Source organism: Kosakonia sp. YIM B13588, assembly GCF_042788165.1.
Lineage (GTDB): Bacteria > Pseudomonadota > Gammaproteobacteria > Enterobacterales > Enterobacteriaceae > Kosakonia > Kosakonia sacchari.
In genome coordinates, this window is the sequence record NZ_JBHZPO010000004.1 from 27,947 (window position 1) to 46,958 (window position 19,012).

Below are 19,012 nucleotides of genomic sequence, written 5' to 3' on the forward strand. Positions count from 1 at the left end.
CGAGAAAAAATGATGAGTCTTAATCTGGTAAGTGAACAACTTCTGGCAGCAAACGGCCTGAGCCATCAGGATCTGTTTGCTATTCTCGGTCAACTGACCGCGCGTCGTCTTGATTACGGCGATCTCTATTTCCAGTCGAGCTATCACGAATCCTGGGTTTTAGAAGACAGCATCATTAAAGATGGCTCTTATAATATCGACCAGGGCGTGGGTGTGCGCGCCGTCAGCGGTGAGAAAACCGGTTTTGCGTATGCGGACCAAATCAGCCTGCTGGCGCTGGAACAGAGCGCACAGGCTGCGCGTACCATCGTGCGGGAAGAGGGCGATGGCAAAGTGAAAACGCTGGGCGCGGTTGAGCATAAAAGCCTTTATACCAGCATCGATCCGCTGCAAAGCATGAGCCGTGAAGAGAAGCTCGATATTCTGCGTCGCGTGGATAAAGCGGCGCGAGCGGCGGATAAACGCGTGCAGGAAGTGACTGCCAGCCTGACTGGCGTTTATGAACTCATTCTGGTGGCGGCGACCGACGGTACGCTGGCGGCGGATGTTCGCCCGCTGGTACGCCTTTCCGTGAGTGTACAGGTTGAAGACGACGGCAAACGCGAGCGCGGTTCCAGCGGCGGCGGCGGTCGTTTTGGTTATGACTGGTTCTTGCAGGATGTGGATGGCGACGTTCGCGCGGATGCGTGGGCGAAAGAAGCCGTGCGTATGGCGCTGGTAAATCTTTCTGCTGTTGCCGCACCTGCGGGCACGCTGCCGGTGGTACTGGGCGCGGGCTGGCCGGGCGTGCTGCTGCACGAAGCGGTTGGTCACGGGCTGGAAGGCGACTTCAACCGCCGTGGAACCTCTGTATTTAGCGGTCAAATGGGACAACTGGTGGCATCAGAACTGTGTACCGTTGTGGACGATGGCACCATCGCCGATCGTCGCGGCTCGGTGGCGATTGATGATGAAGGAACGCCCGGCCAGTACAACGTGCTTATCGAAAACGGCGTGTTGAAAGGCTATATGCAGGACAAGCTGAACGCGCGTCTTATGGGTGTTAAGCCGACCGGTAACGGGCGTCGCGAATCATACGCGCATCTGCCGATGCCGCGTATGACCAACACCTATATGCTGGCGGGCAAATCAACTCCGCAGGAGATTATCGAATCTGTCGACTACGGCATCTACGCCCCGAATTTTGGCGGCGGCCAGGTCGATATCACTTCCGGTAAATTTGTCTTCTCCACTTCTGAAGCGTACCTGATTGAAAAAGGTAAGGTTACCAAAGCGGTGAAAGGCGCAACGCTGATTGGCTCCGGTATCGAAGCGATGCAGCAGATCTCCATGGTGGGTAACGATCTGAAACTGGATAACGGCGTTGGCGTCTGCGGTAAAGAGGGGCAGAGCCTGCCGGTGGGTGTGGGCCAACCGACGCTGAAAGTCGATAACCTGACCGTCGGCGGTACGGCTTAACGCTCTTCTCACCCTCTTCGTACGAAGAGGGTGAATTTCTCATACGCTACGTCCCTGCATTCCCTGATACACTTTCGCCACTTCAATAAAGTAATCCGTCAGATAGTTAATGCACACCTGCACTTTCAGCGGCAGCTTATCTTTTTCGGTATAGAGCGCGTAAACCGGGCGCGGATCCGACTGGTAGCGCGGCAGCAGGATCTCAAGTTGACCGCTGTTGATCTCGTCGATCACCCACATTAACGGCACGAATGCGATCCCGGCGCCGGCCGTCAGCCAGCGCGTGAGCGTCATCGGATCGTTAGTGACAAAACGCCCTTGCGGGATAAGCCGCGTGGCGATCCCTTCTGGCGCCACCAGCTCAAATTCGTTATCCGGACGCACGCTGTATTCCAGCCATGAGTGGTTAACCATGTCCGCAGGCTTTTCAGGAATACCGTACTGGGCAAGGTAACTTTTTGCCGCGCAAACCACCATTGGCATCGCGCCAAGACGGCGGGAAAAGAGGCTGGAATCCTGCAACGCGCCGACGCGGATCACCAGATCCAGACCGTCAGCAATCAGATCTGGTGCCGGGATACCCGTGACGAGATTTACCGACAAACCCGGATGCTCTTTGAGCATATCGGCGGTCATTTTTGCCAGCACATTTTGCGCCATGGTTGAAGAACTGCCAATGCGCAGCGTACCGATTGGGGTGTTGTTAAAGGCGTAAAGCTGTTCGTGAACGTCCTGCACTTCATGCAGCATCCGGCGGCAGCCCTGATAGTAAATCTTCCCCGCTTCGGTGAGCCCCAGGCTGCGCGTGCTGCGGTTCAGCAGCTTTACCTGCAACTCATCTTCCAGTTTGGCGACGGTCTGGCTGATGGAGGAAACACTCATTTGTAGCTGTCGGGCGGCGGCGGTAAATGAACCTAACTCCACCACTTTGGCAAACACCGACATGCGTTTTAGTCGTTCCATTATTCACTCTGAGTTAAAAGTGATTTAGATCACATAATATAGATAACAGCATAACAGTTACGTTAATATACTATCTATTAAGAATATTCACGTCACTCTCGCCTGGCTCTCCTTGCCCTTACTCCTGCGGTGACGTTAGAACGAATTGTCACCTGCACGCTGTTTAATCAAGGTCAACATGAGTCTGTTTCCCGTCATCGTGGTGTTCGGTTTGTCGTTCCCACCGATTTTTTTCGAATTAATTTTGTCACTGGCGATCTTCTGGCTGGTGCGCCGGGTGCTGGTCCCTACCGGGATCTATGACTTTGTCTGGCACCCGGCGCTGTTTAACACTGCGCTGTATTGCTGCCTTTTTTACCTGCTGTCGCGCCTGTTTGTTTGAGGTAGAAGTGAAAACACTAACAAGAAATATCTCTCGCACCGCTATCACTATGGTGCTGGTAATCCTGGCGTTCATCGCGATTTTCCGCGCCTGGGTTTATTACACCGAATCGCCCTGGACGCGCGACGCGCGCTTTAGTGCCGATGTTGTCGCTATCGCGCCGGATGTCACCGGGCTTGTCACCGCCGTCAATGTGCATGACAACCAACTGGTGAAAGAGGGCCAGGTGCTGTTCACCATCGATCAACCGCGTTACCAAAAAGCGCTGGCGGAAGATGAAGCCGATGTCGCCTACTACGAAGCGCTGGTGGCGGAGAAACGCCGCGAAGCCGGCCGGCGTAATCAGTTGGGTGTTCAGGCCATGTCGCGCGAAGAGATCGACCAGGCCAACAACACTCTGCAAACTGAGCTGCATCAGTTGGCCAAAGCTCAGGCAACCCGCGATCTGGCGAAGCTGGATCTGGAGCGCACGATCATTCGTGCACCGGCCGATGGTTGGGTCACCAACCTGAATGTGTACGCCGGTGAATTTATTACCCGAGGCTCCACCGCGGTGGCGCTGGTGAAACAACACACCTTCTATGTTCTGGCGTACATGGAAGAGACCAAGCTGGAAGGCGTACGTCCGGGTTATCGCGCGGAGATCACCCCGCTTGGCAGCAACCTGGTACTGAAAGGTACGGTGGATAGCATCGCCGCAGGCGTCACGAACGCCAGCAGCAGCAATGACAGCAAAGGCATGGCGACCATCGATTCCAACCTTGAATGGGTGCGGCTGGCGCAGCGTGTGCCGGTACGTATTCGTCTCGACAAACAACAAGGCAACCTGTGGCCAGCGGGAACGACCGCAACGGTGGTGGTGACGGGTAAATCCGATCGTGATGAAAGCCAAGATTCGTTCTTTCGCAAAATGGCGCATCGCCTGCGTGAGCTGGGTTAATCGCTATGGGGCTGTTATCCATTGCCAGCCAGCATTTGCGTTTTGCTTTCAAGCTGGCCTTTGCCGTCGTACTGGCACTGTTTGTTGGCTTTCACTTTCAGCTTGAAACCCCGCGCTGGGCGGTGTTGACTGCGGCGATTGTCGCGGCGGGCCCGGCATTCGCCGCCGGTGGCGAACCCTATTCCGGTGCGATTCGCTACCGGGGGATGTTGCGTATTGTCGGCACCTTTATCGGCTGTATTGCCGGGCTGGCCATCATCATCGTGCTGATCCGCACCCCGCTTCTGATGTTAATGGTGTGCTGTGTCTGGGCCGGGTTTTGTACCTGGCTCTCGTCGCTGGTGCGCGTTGAAAACTCTTATGCCTGGGGGCTGGCGGGTTACACCGCGTTAATTATTGTCGTCACTATTCAGACGGAACCACTGCTGGCACCGCAATTTGCCGTTGAGCGATGCAGTGAAATTGTGGTGGGCATTCTCTGTGCGATTGTTGCCGATCTGCTCTTTTCTCCGCGCTCCGTCAAACAGGAAATTGACCGCGAGCTCGATAGCCTGCTGCTGGCCCACTATCAACTGATGCAGTTGTGCATCAAGCATGGCGATAGCGAAGAGGTGGACAAAGCCTGGGCTGCGCTGGTGCGTCGTACCAATGCCCTTGAAGGGATGCGCAGCAATCTGAATATTGAGTCTTCCCGCTGGGGGCGCGCTAACCGCCGCCTGAAAGTGATCAACACCTTGTCGCTGACGCTGATTACCCAGGCGTGTGAAACCTATCTGATTCAGAACACCCGCCCGGAGCTTATCACCGACACGTTTCGTGAGCTGTTTGCCGAGCCGGTCGACAACGTGCAGGAGATGCACAAGCAGTTAAAAAGAATGCGCCGGGTCATTGCCTGGACCGGTGAGCGGGAAACTCCCGTCACCATTTATAGCTGGGTGGGTGCGGCGACTCGCTATCTGCTGCTGAAACGCGGTGTGATTGGCAACGCGAAAATCAGCGCCGTCGAAGAAGAGGTGTTACAGGGCGAAGTGGTGGTGAAAGCGGAATCAGCCGAACGCCACCATGCGATGGTGAACTTCTGGCGCACCACGCTTTCTTGCATGCTGGGCACCTTGTTCTGGCTGTGGACCGGCTGGACATCTGGCAGCGGCTCAATGGTAATGATCGCGGTGGTCACGTCGCTGGCGATGCGTCTGCCGAACCCGAAAATGGTGGCGAAAGATTTTATCTACGGCATGTTATGGGCGCTGCCGATTGGCTCGTTCTATTACCTGGTTATCCTGCCATCGACGCAACAAAGCATGCTGTTGCTGTGTATTAGTCTGGCGGTGCTGGCGTTCTTTATTGGTATTGAAGTGCAAAAAAGGCGGCTGGGTTCAATGGCGACGCTGGCGGGCACCATTAATATTCTGGTGCTTGATAACCCGATGACCTTTAAATTCAGCCAGTTTCTTGATAACGCGTTGGGGCAGCTGGTTGGCGTGGTTCTGGCAATGGTTGTGCTTTTGCTGGTGCGCGATAACTCCCAGGCGCGCACCGGGCGCATGCTGTTGAACCAGTTTGTTTCCGCTGCCGTTTCGGCAATGACCACGAATACCGCGCGTCGCAAAGAGAACCACTTGCCCGCGCTGTATCAACAGCTTTTTTTGCTGCTGAATAAATTTCCTGGTGATATCGCGAAATTCCGCCTCGCGTTGACATTGATTATTGCGCACCAGCGCCTGCGGGATGCGCCGGTGCCGATCAATGATGATCTTTCGGCGTTTCATCGGCAGTTACGGCGTACGGCATCACAAGTGATATCGGCGGGCAGCGACACGAAACGTCGCCGTTATTTCACCCAGTTGCTGGAAGAACTGGATATTTACCAGCACAAGCTACATCACTGGAACGCGCCACCGCAGGTTACCGAGCCGGTACACCGACTAACAGGTATGTTGCATAAATACCAACATGCGCTGACCAGCAGTTAATGCCAAACCGACGCCAAAAGCGTCGGTTTTTTTATGGCTATACTTTCTAATAGTTTTTATAAACCGCAGATCAGGAGGACAAATGACAACGCAGTCACTGCAGGACAATGCGCTTTTTCAGACCGGCTATCTGGTGGATGGTGTCTGGAAAACGCTGGGTACCACATTTGACGTTCTGAATCCGGCTACGGGCGAAACTATCGCGAAAGTCGCCAAAGCAGGCAAGAAAGAGACAGAAGAAGCCATTGCTGCCGCAACGCGCGCCTTTCCCGCATGGCGGGCGAAAACCGCGAAAGAGCGCTCGACCATTTTGTATCGCTGGTATGAATTGATCATTGAAAACAAAAGCTGGCTTGGCAGATTAATGACCACTGAGCAGGGCAAACCATTGAAAGAAGCGGAAGGTGAAGTCGACTATGCCGCCAGCTTTATTCAGTGGTTTGCTGAGCAGGCGAAACGCGCCAACGGTGAAATTATCCCGCCCATCAAACCCGGCTCACGCATTCTGGCGACGCGAGAACCCATTGGCGTGGTGGCCGCGATTACGCCGTGGAATTTCCCGATGGCGATGCTGACCCGTAAGCTTGGGCCCGCCCTGGCGGCAGGTTGTACCGGCGTTATCAAACCGGCAAATAACACGCCGCTTAGCGCTTTTGCGTTGCTGGCGCTGGCGAAAAAAGCCGGTGTACCGGATGGCGTGCTGAACGCCGTTGCCGGGAATACGTCTGAAATCAGCGATGCGATTATGGCCAGCCATGAGGTGCGCAAAATCTCGTTTACCGGCTCGACGGCGGTGGGGAAAACGCTGGTGCGCAACGCGGCTGAAACCATGAAAAAAGTATCGATGGAGCTGGGAGGGAATGCGCCTTATATCGTGTTTGAGGATGCCGACATTGACGCGGCGGTGCAGGGCGCTATCGCCAATAAATTCCGTAATGCGGGGCAGGTGTGCGTCAGCGTCAACCGCTTCTACATCCATGAATCTGTCTACGATACCTTTACGCAAAAACTGACAGAGGCTGTTAATGCACTAAAAGTGGGTAATGGTCTGGATGAGGGGGTGGTCGTCGGGCCACTGATTGAACGCGCTGCGGTGGACAAAGTGCGCGAGCATGTCGACGATGCCGTCGCCAAAGGCGCGAAAGTATTGGCCGGCGGTAAACCGCACAGCCTCGGCGGGAACTTCTGGCAGCCAACGGTGCTGGGTGATTGCAGCGATGGCATGAAACTGGCGCAGGAAGAGACGTTTGGTCCGGTAGCTGCCTGTTTCCGTTTCACCAGTGAAGAGGAGGTGGTGCAACGTGCCAACGCAACACCGTTTGGTCTGGCCGCCTATTTCTATACGCAGAACCTGCAGCGGGTATTCCGCGTTTCGCAGGCGATCGAAAGCGGCATGATCGGCATTAACGAATGTGCGGTGTCAACGGAGCTGGGGCCATTTGGCGGGGTGAAAGAGTCCGGTCTTGGCCGGGAAGGTTCGGTGCTGGGGCTGGAAGAGTTTCTGGAAGTGAAAACTCTGCACCTTGGGGGATTGTAATCATGTGGGCGGCGTTTGCCGCCCTGTTGGGCTGATGGCGGAAAATGAATATCTACACTTTCGATTTTAAACATATCGACGATCAAAGTGCTTTCTACCGCGAGTTTAGCCGCCTGTTCGCTATTGAGCGCGAGAAAGTTCACGATCTCGATTCCCTGTGGGACACGGTGATGGATGGTGCGCTGCCTTTGCCGCTGGAAATTGAATTTATTCATCTGCCGGAAAAACAGCGCCGCCGTTTTGGCGCGTTGATCCTGCTATTTGATGAAGCGGAAGAGGAGCTGGAAGGCGAACTGCGTTTTAATGTGCGGTGAGCGAGGTAAAAAAAAGCCCCTGACAGGCAGGGGCAAGTCGTCGGACAAGACGACGAGGGTTTATTTATACAGTTCAGCCGTAACGTGGGTGCTATCACCCGTACGCGCTTCAATAATACGGTAGCTGCTCGCGCCAGCCTGATCGGCTTTAGCAGAGAGCTCCTGGCGAATGTCCATCGGGACGCCCGCTCTTTGGGAAATAGAAACACTGCCGATAGATTGCAGGTTGCTGGCTTGATCGCTGTTAACTAGCGTTGCGGCGCTCGCGCCGAATGAGATCAGGGATGCGAGGCCAAGGGATGCGATGATGAGATTACGTTTCATTGTCTGTCTCCTTAAAAGAGACTCAACGGCGAGAAGGATTAAACTGCTTTTTTTGTGCCTGGTGCCGTTGAGTGACGGTTAGATAGGGTTATCGGTAAAACTTATTTATACAGCTCTGCGGTTGCGTGCCACTGGTCGCCGCTACGTGCTTCAATGATGCGGTAAGCTGAAGCACCTTGTTCTTCCGCTTTTTTACTCAGTTGCGCGTTCATATCCATCGGAGACGCTGTGACAGAACCGATGGAAACAGTACCCAGCGACTGGCGAGATTGCGCCTGTTCCGCGTTGATGGAATCCGCCGCGAAAGCGCCAAATGACAGGGCTGAAAGGATGCTCAATGTTGCAACGGTTGATTTGATATTCATGTCTCTTACCTCGTCGTATTCTTTTCTTTAAATTTTTCGCAGGGTCTTGTTTCGTGACCCTCATCACAAAATCAAGTATACACTAGTCACGCGAATAATTAATATCAAGCTAATTATAACTATGATGAATGGGAATAAGATTTGCAGTTTTATATTGCAGAAAAGCATAAAAACTAGCGCTCAGGTAAAAATTTAGTTAACGATAGTTAAGAAAATCATATGGATAGATGAATTTGATTTTTTGTGCGGTGGTATACGCTGGGAAAGGGGATTGAAACCATAAATCGCACTAACTGCTAAGTTAGCGGTAGGGGAAAAGTCGAGTTGTGGGGCAAAAAGCCGAACATTCCCCCGCGAACGAAGCCGGGGGAGAGGCACTAATTACAGTTCTTGTTCGAACAGGACCAGAATCGCTTCGTAGAGATCTTTAACCGTGAAGCCTTTGGCTGGCGTGGTGAAAATCGTGTCATCCCCGGCGATGGTGCCAAGAATGCCTTCCGCTTTACCCAGAGAGTCCAGCAGACGCGCAATCAGCTGCGCAGCGCCGGGGCTGGTGTGGATCACCACGACGGCATCGTTGTAATCGATATCCAGCACCAGGTTTTTCAGCGGGCTGGAGGTCGTGGGTACACCCAGTTCGATTGGCAGGCAGTAGACCATTTCCATCTTCGCGTTGCGTGTGCGCACCGCGCCGAATTTGGTCAGCATGCGAGAGACTTTTGACTGATTGATATTGTCGAAGCCCTCTTCTTGCAGAGCCTGAACAATTTCTCCCTGAGAACTGAATTTCTCTTCTTTAAGAAGCGCCTTAAACGCTTTAACTAATTCTTCTTGTTTTGCCGAGCTTCGCATAAGTCACCCGTAATATGGCCGTGAAAACAACATTATTATGCATATTGATGAATTTTTATGCAAATATTCTCGCGAGGGAATTTCTGAAAACTGCTGAGAAGGCGCGAAGTTTATCAAATCCTGTGATGAAGCACAGCCACATGTGTCTTACGTCGCAAATAAGATTAAAAAGTAAATTAAATGTTATAAAGTTGATGTTATTTTGGTGAATACCGCAGCTATATTATAAACTCTGAGTGTTAGTTGCTTAGATTGCCGATCTGACGGTCATATCCATCCTTATATAAGATCTTAACAGTGGGCTGCGCCGCACTATTTTGGCGCGTTTATTGTCATAATTACCAGGGTGGATTAAGGTCGCCGCAACGGAGTAACAAAATATTTAGCTAACCATAATAAGGAGTTTAGGATGAAAGTCGCAGTCCTCGGCGCGGCCGGCGGTATCGGTCAAGCGCTCGCCCTACTACTGAAAACACAACTGCCTTCAGGTTCAGAACTCTCTCTGTATGATATTGCACCTGTCACCCCTGGGGTTGCCGTTGACCTCAGTCATATTCCTACCGCTGTTACCATTAAAGGCTTCTCCGGCGAAGATGCGACGCCTGCGCTGGAAGGTGCCGATGTGGTACTGATTTCCGCAGGTGTGGCGCGTAAACCGGGTATGGATCGCTCCGACCTGTTTAACGTCAACGCCGGTATCGTGAAAAACCTGGTCGCTCAGGTGGCGAAAACCGCGCCGAAAGCCTGTATTGGCATCATCACTAACCCGGTGAATACCACAGTCGCTATTGCCGCTGAAGTGCTGAAAAAAGCCGGTGTTTACGATAAGAACAAGCTGTTTGGCGTGACCACGCTGGACATCATCCGTTCCAACACCTTCGTGGCAGAGTTGAAAGGCAAACAGCCGACGGATATCGAAGTCCCGGTTATCGGTGGACACTCTGGCGTGACAATCCTTCCGCTGTTGTCGCAAATCCCGGGCGTAAGCTTCAGCGAGCAGGAAGTGGCCGATTTGACAAAACGCATTCAGAACGCCGGTACCGAAGTGGTAGAAGCGAAAGCGGGTGGCGGTTCAGCAACACTTTCTATGGGCCAGGCCGCCGCACGTTTTGGTTTGTCGCTGGTGCGCGCGCTGCAGGGCGAGCAAGGCGTGGTTGAGTGTGCTTATGTGGAAGGTGACGGTGAGCACGCGCGTTTCTTCTCACAGCCGCTGCTGCTGGGCAAAAACGGTATCGAGGAGCGTCACGCTATCGGTAAGCTCAGCGCGTTTGAACAGCAGTCGCTGGAAGGCATGCTGGATACGCTGAAAAAAGATATTCAGCTTGGCGTCGATTTCGTTAATCGTTAAGCCTCGTTGTCCTGCACCTGCGGGAAGAAAAAACCGGAGCCTGTTGCTCCGGTTTTTTTATGGCACTCAGTTGGTCGCCGGGTATTCCTGAATCGTGACCTTGAAGGTGAGTTTCTTGTCGTCGCGCATGACCTCGACCGGAATTTCCGAGCCAGGACGGATTTCTGCCACTTGATCCATGGTTTCGAGGGCGGAAACAGCCGGTTTTCCGTTCACCGAGGTGATCACATCATTGACCTGAATCCCCGCGCGCGCCGCCGGACCATCCGGCGAAACTTCGTTGACAACAATCCCCTGGATCGGATCGATACCGCCGCCCTGAGTATGCAACGGCGCGATCTCCCGGCCGCCAATGCCGATATAGCCACGGATCACGCGGCCATCGCGGATCAACTTATCCATGATTTTGGCCGCCAGTTGGAAGGGAATGGCGAACCCGATGCCTTCCGGCGTTTCGCCGTCATTACTTTTATCAAACGACAGGGTGTTGATACCCATCAGTTCGCCCAGCGAATTCACCAGCGCACCGCCGGAGTTACCGTGGTTAATGGACGCGTCGGTCTGCAAAAAGTTTTGTCGCCCGCTGGGATTCAAACCAATACGACCTGTGGCGCTGATAATTCCCTGAGTCGTTGTTTGACCAAGGTTATACGGGTTGCCGATCGCCAGCACCACATCGCCGATATGCGGCGTGCGCTTTGTATTGATGGGGATCACTGGCAAGCCGCCGTTCGCATTAATCTTCAATACCGCCAGATCGGTCAACGTATCCGAGCCCACCAGTAACGCTTCAAACACCCGACCATCCTGCAGCGCGACAATGATTTGGTCCGCATCGTTGATCACATGCTTGTTGGTGATGATATAGCCGCGTTGATCCATGATGACGCCGGAACCGAGCGTACGAATTTCGAGGCGATCATGGGTGGAGCTATTCAGGCTACGGTTATAGACGTTCACGACTGCAGGCGCTGCGCGACGAACTGCCGGGTTATAGCTGGCAGGCGTTTCATCGGCGCTGTCGATTTGCGGCGTCGCGAGCGGAATGTTTTTACGCAGCGAAGGCATGGCGGCGATGATCAGACCACCGACGACCAAACCGATTGCCACGGAACGCAAAAGCTTCACATACATGATGGGATAGTCATTAAAAGGAGAACGGCAGCAGCATAACATGAGTTATCCGGACATCACACGCGGGCGGTGATGTCCGGCGGCAGAATGACTTAGCGCAGCAGCAGATAGATACTGTCGTTGCCCCGCACGATATGCAGTGCCATAACGGAAGGTTTCGCTTCCAGCACTTTGCGCATTTCCGCAATCGACTGTACACGATCGCGGTTCACGCCAATGATCACATCATCTTTGTGCAGGCCAGCCTGCGCAGCGGCGCTGCCTTTTTCCACATTACCAACGGTGATGCCTTTGGTGCCATCTTTCAACTGACCATCGCTCAGCTCCGCGCCTTGCAGCGACGGGGAGATCAGCTCGGCGCTGGCGGAAGATGAGGTGCTTTTATCAAGCGTCACTTCGACATCCAGTGGTTTGCCATCGCGTAACAGGCCCAGTTTCACTTTGGCACCCGGTTCGGTGGTCGCAATACGTGAACGCAGTTCAGCGAAGCTGCTCAACGGCTTACCGTTCAGGCTAACAATCACATCACCCGATTTGATCCCTGCTTTCGCCGAACCCGAATTCGGCAGCACTTCACTGACAAATGCGCCTCGCTGCACGTTCAGGTTAAAGGCTTTGGCGATATCCGCGCTCATTTCGGTGCCTTTAATGCCCAGCAGGCCGCGTTTGATTTCACCAAACTGAATCAACTGGCGAGAGAGGGTTTGCGCCATGTTGCTTGGAATCGCAAAGCCGATGCCGACGCTACCGCCGCCCGGTGCGAGTATCGCCGTGTTAATACCGATAAGTTCGCCGTTCAGGTTGAGCAGCGCGCCGCCGGAGTTGCCACGGTTAATGGAAGCATCGGTCTGGATAAAGTTTTCCAGCCCTTCAAGGTTCAGGCCGCTGCGACCCAGCGCAGAAACAATCCCGGACGTGGCGGTTTGTCCCAGGCCGAAGGGGTTGCCGACGGCAATAACGAAATCACCGACGCGCAGTTGATCGGAATCGGCGATGGCAATTTGCGTCAGATTGCTCGCATTTTGTAATTGCAGCAGCGCGATGTCGCTCTGATCGTCCCCGCCAATCAATTTGGCTTCGAATTCACGTCCATCATTCAACTGTACGTTGATTTTTTGTGCCTGGTTAATCACGTGGTTATTGGTCAGCACGTAACCTTTGGCGGCGTCGATAATCACCCCGGAGCCAAGGCCTTCGAACGGCTGCGGTTGCTGCTGTGGTTGATCCGGCATCTCTTCGCCGAAATATTTTTTCAGTTCTTCAGGGACTTTCTGGCCTTGTACCGCCGTACCTTCTACCTGCACGCTGACAACCGCCGGCAGAACTTTTTCCAGCACCGGCGCGAGGCTGGGTAATGCTCCCTGACCAGGGACTTGTGACGGCATGGCCGCAAAGGTCTGAAAGGGTGCCGAGAGAGTTAACCCGACACTTAACGCAAATGCACTCAACAGCTGGGTTTGTTTCTTCATTGATGCTGGCTCTCGTAACCTGAAGTGGAAGGAATGACGCCCCAAAACAGTTTGATGTTATTGAAATTTCAACCGGGTAACAATGAGGTGAATGACTAAATAATAGCTGTGATGTGCAAGAAGGGACGGGCGCAAGGAGCGCGCCCGCAAATATTTAAGATGTGTTCGATTACTTACGGCTGGCGCCGCCGCGCAGCAGGCCGGAAGCACCTTCAGAATAGTCGCGCGGGATCTGCACCGGCGCCTGATCGTTGCTGGCTTCGGACTCGGCCAGACGGTTGCGGAACGGGTTCTCTTCCGCGGACATTTCCGGCAGCAGGCTGGACGAACTTTTCGCCATATGCTGATAAAGCTGGCGGTAATCGTGCGCCATGTTATCCAGCAGCTCAGCGCTGCGGGCAAAGTGGCTTACCAGCTCTTCGCGGTACTCTTCGAGTTCCGCTTTGTTTTTTTCCAGCTCGTACTGCAAGGCCTGTTGTTGGCGCAATTTGCGGTTTCCGAAACGCATACCCACGGCACCAATAATAATGCCGACAACCAACCCAATTAGCGCATATTCCCAGGTCATGAACTTCTCCCGTTGTTTTTTGATTCCGTAGGGTGTGGGCTGCAAGCTCCTGCCTGCGCCTGATTGTGCCACTATAACCGCTAATCGTGCAGAAGTGGAATCCTGACGCAGCATCGCGTAGTGTAGAACGGCCTTTTTTTCGTCAACCCTGTGGGGGCGGATCGATTTTCAAGGAATAACAACAACACCATGCAGAGCCTTTCCCCAACATCGCGATATTTAAATGCCCTGAACGAGGGTAGTCATCAACCGGATGATGTGCAAAAAGAAGCCGTCTCGCGGCTGGATGCCATTTACCAGGCATTAATTAACCGCAGCGCACCCGCCGCGCCGCAAAGTGGCGGTTTGATGGCGAAGTTTGGCAAGTTGCTCGGCAAACGTGAGCTTAAAGAAGCCGCACCTGTGCGTGGTCTCTATATGTGGGGCGGCGTCGGGCGGGGGAAAACCTGGCTGATGGACATGTTCTATCAAAGCCTGCCCGGCGAGCGTAAACAGCGTCTGCACTTTCACCGCTTTATGCTGCGTGTCCATGAAGAGCTGACTTCGCTACAGGGGCAAAGCGATCCGCTGGAAATCGTGGCTGACCGCTTTAAAGCCGAAACCGATGTGTTGTGCTTTGACGAATTTTTTGTGTCGGATATCACCGATGCAATGCTGCTTGGCGGGCTGATGAAAGCGCTGTTCGCGCGCGGTATCACGCTGGTAGCGACATCGAATATTCCGCCGGATGAGCTGTACCGTAACGGTTTACAGCGGGCGCGGTTTTTACCTGCCATCGACGCTATTAAGCAGTTTTGCGACATCATGAATGTCGACGCGGGTGTGGATTACCGCCTGCGGACACTGACGCAGGCGCACCTGTGGTTAACGCCGTTAGATGCCAGTACCGCTCAGCAGATGGACAAATTGTGGCTGGCGTTGGCGGGTGCGGCACGACAAAACGCACCGGAATTAGAGATTAATCATCGACCATTACCCACGCTGGGTGTGGAAAACCAGACGCTGGCGGTGTCGTTTTCTACCCTCTGCGTGGATGCCCGCAGCCAGCATGACTACATTGCGCTTTCACGGCTCTTTCATACGGTGATGTTATTTGATGTGCCGGTGATGACGCCGCTGATGGAGAGCGAAGCGCGCCGGTTTATCGCGCTGGTGGATGAATTCTACGAGCGCCACGTGAAGCTGGTGGTTAGCGCCGCGGCAGCGTTGCATGACATTTACCAGGGGGAGCGGCTGAAGTTTGAGTTCCAGCGTTGTTTATCTCGTTTGCAAGAGATGCAGAGCGAAGAATATCTGAAACGCGCGCATATGCCCTGAGGCGGCCTTGCCTTCATTTATTGCCAGAGGGCGACAAAACCTGCGTCAAATCACGAAAAGGGGTCGATCTTTGACCCCGACTTCTCTATAATCCTGCGACCCCACGTTACAAGAAGGTTTTTTTCCCGAAACTTTCTCTGCGCCGGCATAGGCTATTCGAAGGGGTAGGTTTGCTGGACAATGTCGTGTGAACCTCAACTGACTAAACGTTTGGGTGTTCACCAACGTGTAACTAATTATTTGGGTAAGCTTTTAATGAAAACTTTTACAGCTAAACCAGAAACCGTAAAACGCGACTGGTATGTTGTTGACGCGACCGGTAAAACTCTGGGCCGTCTGGCTTCCGAACTGGCTCGTCGCCTGCGCGGTAAGCATAAAGCGGAATACACTCCGCACGTTGATACGGGTGATTACATCATCGTTCTGAACGCAGAAAAAGTTGCTGTAACCGGCAACAAGCGCGAAGACAAAATGTATTACCATCACACCGGCCACATCGGTGGTATCAAAGAAGCGACCTTTGAAGAGATGATTGCTCGCCGTCCTGAGCGTGTGATTGAAATCGCGGTTAAAGGCATGCTGCCAAAAGGCCCGCTGGGTCGTGCTATGTACCGTAAGCTGAAAGTTTACGCTGGCAACGAGCACAACCACGCGGCACAGCAACCGCAAGTTCTTGACATCTAATCGGGATTATAGGCAATGGCTGAAAATCAATACTACGGCACTGGTCGCCGCAAAAGCTCCGCCGCTCGCGTGTTTATCAAACCGGGCAACGGTAAAATCGTAATCAACCAGCGTTCGCTGGAACAGTACTTTGGTCGTGAAACTGCCCGCATGGTAGTTCGTCAGCCGTTGGAACTGGTCGACATGGTTGAAAAATTGGACCTGTACATCACCGTTAAAGGTGGTGGTATCTCCGGTCAGGCTGGTGCGATCCGTCACGGTATCACCCGCGCTCTGATGGAGTACGACGAGTCCCTGCGTTCCGAACTGCGTAAAGCTGGCTTCGTCACTCGTGACGCGCGTCAGGTTGAACGTAAAAAAGTCGGTCTGCGCAAAGCACGTCGTCGTCCGCAGTTCTCCAAACGTTAATTGGTTTCTGCTTCGGCAGAACGATTGGCGAAAAAACCCGGTGCGAACCGGGTTTTTTTATGGATAAAGATCGTGTTATCCACAGCAATCCATTGATTATCTCTTCTTTTTCAGCATTTCCAGAATCCCCTCACCACAAAGCCCGCAAAATCTGGTAAACTATCATCCAATTTTCTGCCCAAATGGCTGGGATTGTTCATTTTTTGTTTGCCTTACAACGAGAGTGACAGTACGCGCGGGTAGTTAACTCAACATCTGACCGGTCGATTAAGTCCGGTAGCAGTAAATTCTGAATATATACCTGGAGGTTTTCATGGCTGTCGCTGCCAACAAACGTTCGGTAATGACGCTGTTTTCTGGTCCTGTGGACATCTATAGCCATCAGGTCCGTATCGTGCTGGCCGAAAAAGGTGTCAGCTTCGAAATTGAGCACGTGGAAAAGGATAATCCTCCTCAGGATCTGATTGACCTCAACCCGAATCAAAGCGTACCGACACTTGTAGATCGTGAACTCACCCTGTGGGAATCACGCATCATTATGGAATATCTGGACGAGCGTTTCCCGCACCCGCCGTTAATGCCGGTTTACCCGGTGGCGCGCGGTGAGAGCCGTCTGTACATGCATCGTATTGAGAAGGACTGGTATTCGCTGATGAATACCATCCAGAACAGCAGTGGCGCACAGGCGGATGCGGCGCGTAAACAGCTGCGTGAAGAGCTGTTGGCGATTGGCCCGCTGTTCACCCAGAAACCTTACTTCCTGAACGACGAGTTCAGCCTGGTTGACTGCTACCTCGCACCGCTGCTGTGGCGTCTGCCGGTACTGGGTATCGAACTGAGCGGTGCCGGTGCGAAAGAGCTGAAAGGGTATATGACGCGCGTTTTCGAACGTGATTCCTTCCTTGCCTCTCTGACAGAAGCCGAGCGCGAAATGCGCCTGGGCCGGGGTTAATTGAATGGATTTGTCACAACTGTCTCCACGCCGTCCGTATTTACTGCGGGCCTTCTACGAATGGCTGCTGGATAACCAGCTTACGCCGCATCTGGTTGTTGATGTGACGTTGCCGGGCGTACGCGTGCCGATGGAGTATGCGCGTGACGGGCAAATCGTGTTGAACATTGCGCCGCGTGCGGTCGGCAACCTGGAACTGGCGAATGACGAAGTGCGTTTTAACGCGCGCTTCGGCGGCGTTCCGCGTCAGGTTGAGGTGCCAATGGCTGCCGTGCTGGCGGTTTATGCCCGTGAAAACGGTGCCGGAACGATGTTTGAACCGGAAGCCGCGTACGATGAAGAGGTCGTCAGCCTGAACGATGACGACAATACTTCTGCGCAGGAAAACGAGACGGTGATGTCGGTTATCGACGGTGATAAACCCGATCACGAAGAAGATCACGATAACAGCCCTGATGACGATCCGCCGCCGCGCGGTGGGCGTCCATCGCTGCGTGTGGTGAAGTAACCAGGAAAGCAGAACCTGACGGTTCTGCTTTTTTTTGCGTTAAAAATGCGCATAAAAAAGGAGGCCGAAGCCTCCTTTTTGGTCGCTACATGGATATTACACTTCGAGGTAGTTCAGGATGCCGTCTGCCGCCTTACGGCCTTCGGCAATCGCCGTTACCACCAAATCGGAGCCACGCACGATATCGCCACCAGCAAAGATTTTTGGATTGCTGGTCTGGAACGCATTTTCGCTGCCTTCTGGCGCAATCACACGGCCCTGCGAATCCAGCTCAACGCTGTGTTTCGCCAGCCACTCCATGCTGTGCGGGCGGAAACCAAACGCCATGACAACCGCGTCGGCCGGAACCACATGTTCAGAACCGGCAACAATTTCCGCACGACGACGGCCTTTTGCATCCGGCGCGCCCATTTCGGTGCGTGCCATCTTCACGCCACATACTTTACCGTTGGCATTGATTTCAACGCCCAGCGGCTGCACGTTAAACTGGAATTCGACGCCTTCTTCACGCGCGTTTTTCACTTCGCGTTTCGAACCTGGCATGTTCTCTTCGTCACGGCGATAGGCACAGATAACGTGCGTCGCGCCCTGGCGCACTGACGTACGCACACAGTCCATCGCGGTATCGCCACCGCCAAGCACCACAACACGTTTGCCTTCCATGCTGACATACGGTTCTTCCGGCGTTTCACCGAAGCCCATAATCTGCTTGGTGTTGGCGATGAGGAACGGCAGTGCATCGAATACGCCGTTTGCGTCTTCATTTTCCAGCCCGCCGCGCATCGACTGATAAGTCCCGACGCCAAGGAACACCGCATCGTACTCTTGCAGCAGCTCGTCAATCTGCACGTCGCGACCCACTTCGGTGTTGAGTTTGAACTCAATACCCATGCCGGTGAAAATTTCACGACGACGGGTCATCACCTCTTTTTCCAGCTTAAAGGCCGGAATACCGAAGGTCAGCAGGCCGCCGATCTCCGGGTGACGATCGAACACCACCGCTTTCACGCCGTTACGGGTCAGTACATCGGCACAGGCCAGGCCTGCCGGGCCTGCACCAATAATCGCCACGCGTTTATCGGTCTGTTTCACGCCGGTCAAATCCGGGCGCCAGCCCATTTCGAACGCTTTATCATTGATATAGCGTTCAATGTTGCCGATGGTTACAGCGCCAAACTCGTCGTTTAGCGTACAGGAGCCTTCACACAACCGATCTTGTGGGCAAACGCGGCCACACACTTCCGGCAGGGTGTTGGTCTGATGCGACAGCTCAGCCGCTTCAAAAATACGCCCCTCATTTGCCAGTTTCAGCCAGTTCGGGATGTAGTTATGGACCGGGCATTTCCACTCACAGTAAGGGTTGCCGCAGGAGAGGCAGCGATCCGCCTGTGCTTTGGCCTGGCCTTCTGAAAACGGCTCATAGATTTCAACAAATTCAATTTTACGGATCTTCAGCGCTTTTTTCGGCGGATCAACGCGCTGCAAGTCGATAAACTGGTATACGTTCTGACTCATT

20 protein-coding genes are annotated in these 19,012 nt (G+C 53.7%); 12 read left to right on the forward strand and 8 right to left on the reverse strand.

What is annotated here, in order from left to right:
- Positions 1-12: 12 nt before the first annotated feature.
- Positions 13-1,458 carry a metalloprotease TldD gene (gene tldD, locus ACFX4U_RS09185; protein ID WP_200552395.1) on the forward strand — a complete coding sequence of 482 codons (1,446 nt, stop codon included), beginning with the start codon at positions 13-15 and terminating at the stop codon, positions 1,456-1,458.
- Positions 1,459-1,497: 39 nt separating this feature from the next.
- Here the strand turns inward: tldD and aaeR are convergent, their stop codons facing one another.
- Entirely contained in the window at positions 1,498-2,421 is a 924-nt protein-coding gene (aaeR, locus tag ACFX4U_RS09190) for an HTH-type transcriptional activator AaeR (RefSeq protein ID WP_044489502.1), read from the reverse strand.
- A gap of 178 nt (positions 2,422-2,599) precedes the next feature.
- Here aaeR and aaeX point away from each other — a divergent pair, with 178 nt between their 5' ends.
- The 5 genes from aaeX to ACFX4U_RS09215 all read left to right on the forward strand — a co-directional run bounded on the left by aaeX (position 2,600) and on the right by ACFX4U_RS09215 (position 7,567).
- Positions 2,600-2,803, forward strand: a complete 204-nt coding sequence (gene aaeX, locus ACFX4U_RS09195) for a p-hydroxybenzoic acid efflux pump operon protein AaeX (RefSeq protein ID WP_061492969.1) — start codon at positions 2,600-2,602, stop codon at positions 2,801-2,803.
- 7 nt (positions 2,804-2,810) lie between these two features.
- A complete protein-coding gene (gene aaeA, locus ACFX4U_RS09200) occupies positions 2,811-3,743 on the forward strand; it encodes a p-hydroxybenzoic acid efflux pump subunit AaeA (protein ID WP_305734868.1) in 933 nt (310 codons plus the stop codon).
- Positions 3,744-3,748: 5 nt separating this feature from the next.
- The gene (gene aaeB / locus ACFX4U_RS09205; RefSeq protein WP_305734869.1) at positions 3,749-5,716 is read left to right on the forward strand and encodes a p-hydroxybenzoic acid efflux pump subunit AaeB; all 1,968 of its coding nucleotides are present in this window, start codon (positions 3,749-3,751) and stop codon (positions 5,714-5,716) included.
- A gap of 82 nt (positions 5,717-5,798) precedes the next feature.
- A complete protein-coding gene (locus ACFX4U_RS09210) occupies positions 5,799-7,253 on the forward strand; it encodes an NAD-dependent succinate-semialdehyde dehydrogenase (protein ID WP_313509283.1) in 1,455 nt (484 codons plus the stop codon).
- A gap of 44 nt (positions 7,254-7,297) precedes the next feature.
- Positions 7,298-7,567 carry a hypothetical protein gene (locus tag ACFX4U_RS09215; RefSeq protein WP_200552371.1) on the forward strand — a complete coding sequence of 90 codons (270 nt, stop codon included), beginning with the start codon at positions 7,298-7,300 and terminating at the stop codon, positions 7,565-7,567.
- Positions 7,568-7,627: 60 nt separating this feature from the next.
- Here the strand turns inward: ACFX4U_RS09215 and yhcN (ACFX4U_RS09220) are convergent, their stop codons facing one another.
- From yhcN (ACFX4U_RS09220) to argR, 3 genes are all read right to left on the reverse strand, one after another.
- Positions 7,628-7,891: a peroxide/acid stress response protein YhcN gene (gene yhcN, locus ACFX4U_RS09220; RefSeq protein WP_017457301.1), complete on the reverse strand. Its 264-nt coding sequence runs from the start codon at positions 7,889-7,891 to the stop codon at positions 7,628-7,630.
- A 101-nt stretch (positions 7,892-7,992) separates the two neighbouring features.
- Positions 7,993-8,256, reverse strand: a complete 264-nt coding sequence (gene yhcN, locus ACFX4U_RS09225; RefSeq protein ID WP_017457302.1) for a peroxide/acid stress response protein YhcN — start codon at positions 8,254-8,256, stop codon at positions 7,993-7,995.
- Between the two features lie 381 nt (positions 8,257-8,637).
- On the reverse strand, positions 8,638-9,108 hold the full coding sequence (argR, locus tag ACFX4U_RS09230; protein WP_017457303.1) for a transcriptional regulator ArgR: 471 nt from the start codon (positions 9,106-9,108) through the stop codon (positions 8,638-8,640).
- A gap of 409 nt (positions 9,109-9,517) precedes the next feature.
- On the opposite strand from argR, the gene mdh reads away from it, so the two are divergent.
- Complete coding sequence (gene mdh, locus ACFX4U_RS09235) at positions 9,518-10,456, forward strand: malate dehydrogenase (RefSeq protein WP_305734872.1); 939 nt, start codon at positions 9,518-9,520, stop codon at positions 10,454-10,456.
- A gap of 66 nt (positions 10,457-10,522) precedes the next feature.
- Here mdh and degS read toward each other — a convergent pair whose 3' ends face one another.
- From degS to zapG, 3 genes are all read right to left on the reverse strand, one after another.
- Positions 10,523-11,590: an outer membrane-stress sensor serine endopeptidase DegS gene (gene degS, locus ACFX4U_RS09240; protein WP_313509275.1), complete on the reverse strand. Its 1,068-nt coding sequence runs from the start codon at positions 11,588-11,590 to the stop codon at positions 10,523-10,525.
- 92 nt (positions 11,591-11,682) lie between these two features.
- Positions 11,683-13,059, reverse strand: a complete 1,377-nt coding sequence (gene degQ, locus ACFX4U_RS09245; RefSeq protein WP_175273262.1) for a serine endoprotease DegQ — start codon at positions 13,057-13,059, stop codon at positions 11,683-11,685.
- Between the two features lie 169 nt (positions 13,060-13,228).
- Positions 13,229-13,627, reverse strand: coding sequence for a Z-ring associated protein ZapG (zapG, locus tag ACFX4U_RS09250; RefSeq protein WP_017457307.1), 399 nt, complete (start codon positions 13,625-13,627; stop codon positions 13,229-13,231).
- 189 nt (positions 13,628-13,816) lie between these two features.
- Here zapG and zapE point away from each other — a divergent pair, with 189 nt between their 5' ends.
- The 5 genes from zapE to sspB all read left to right on the forward strand — a co-directional run bounded on the left by zapE (position 13,817) and on the right by sspB (position 17,496).
- On the forward strand, positions 13,817-14,944 hold the full coding sequence (gene zapE, locus ACFX4U_RS09255) for a cell division protein ZapE (RefSeq protein ID WP_313509269.1): 1,128 nt from the start codon (positions 13,817-13,819) through the stop codon (positions 14,942-14,944).
- 255 nt (positions 14,945-15,199) lie between these two features.
- Positions 15,200-15,628, forward strand: coding sequence for a 50S ribosomal protein L13 (gene rplM, locus ACFX4U_RS09260; protein WP_004868222.1), 429 nt, complete (start codon positions 15,200-15,202; stop codon positions 15,626-15,628).
- Between the two features lie 15 nt (positions 15,629-15,643).
- On the forward strand, positions 15,644-16,036 hold the full coding sequence (gene rpsI / locus ACFX4U_RS09265) for a 30S ribosomal protein S9 (RefSeq protein WP_000829818.1): 393 nt from the start codon (positions 15,644-15,646) through the stop codon (positions 16,034-16,036).
- Positions 16,037-16,349: 313 nt separating this feature from the next.
- A complete protein-coding gene (gene sspA / locus ACFX4U_RS09270) occupies positions 16,350-16,988 on the forward strand; it encodes a stringent starvation protein SspA (RefSeq protein ID WP_017457310.1) in 639 nt (212 codons plus the stop codon).
- Between the two features lie 4 nt (positions 16,989-16,992).
- Positions 16,993-17,496 carry a ClpXP protease specificity-enhancing factor gene (gene sspB, locus ACFX4U_RS09275; protein WP_313511161.1) on the forward strand — a complete coding sequence of 168 codons (504 nt, stop codon included), beginning with the start codon at positions 16,993-16,995 and terminating at the stop codon, positions 17,494-17,496.
- Between the two features lie 96 nt (positions 17,497-17,592).
- Here the strand turns inward: sspB and ACFX4U_RS09280 are convergent, their stop codons facing one another.
- Positions 17,593-19,011, reverse strand: a complete 1,419-nt coding sequence (locus ACFX4U_RS09280) for a glutamate synthase small subunit (RefSeq protein ID WP_200552365.1) — start codon at positions 19,009-19,011, stop codon at positions 17,593-17,595.
- Position 19,012: the final 1 nt, after the last annotated feature.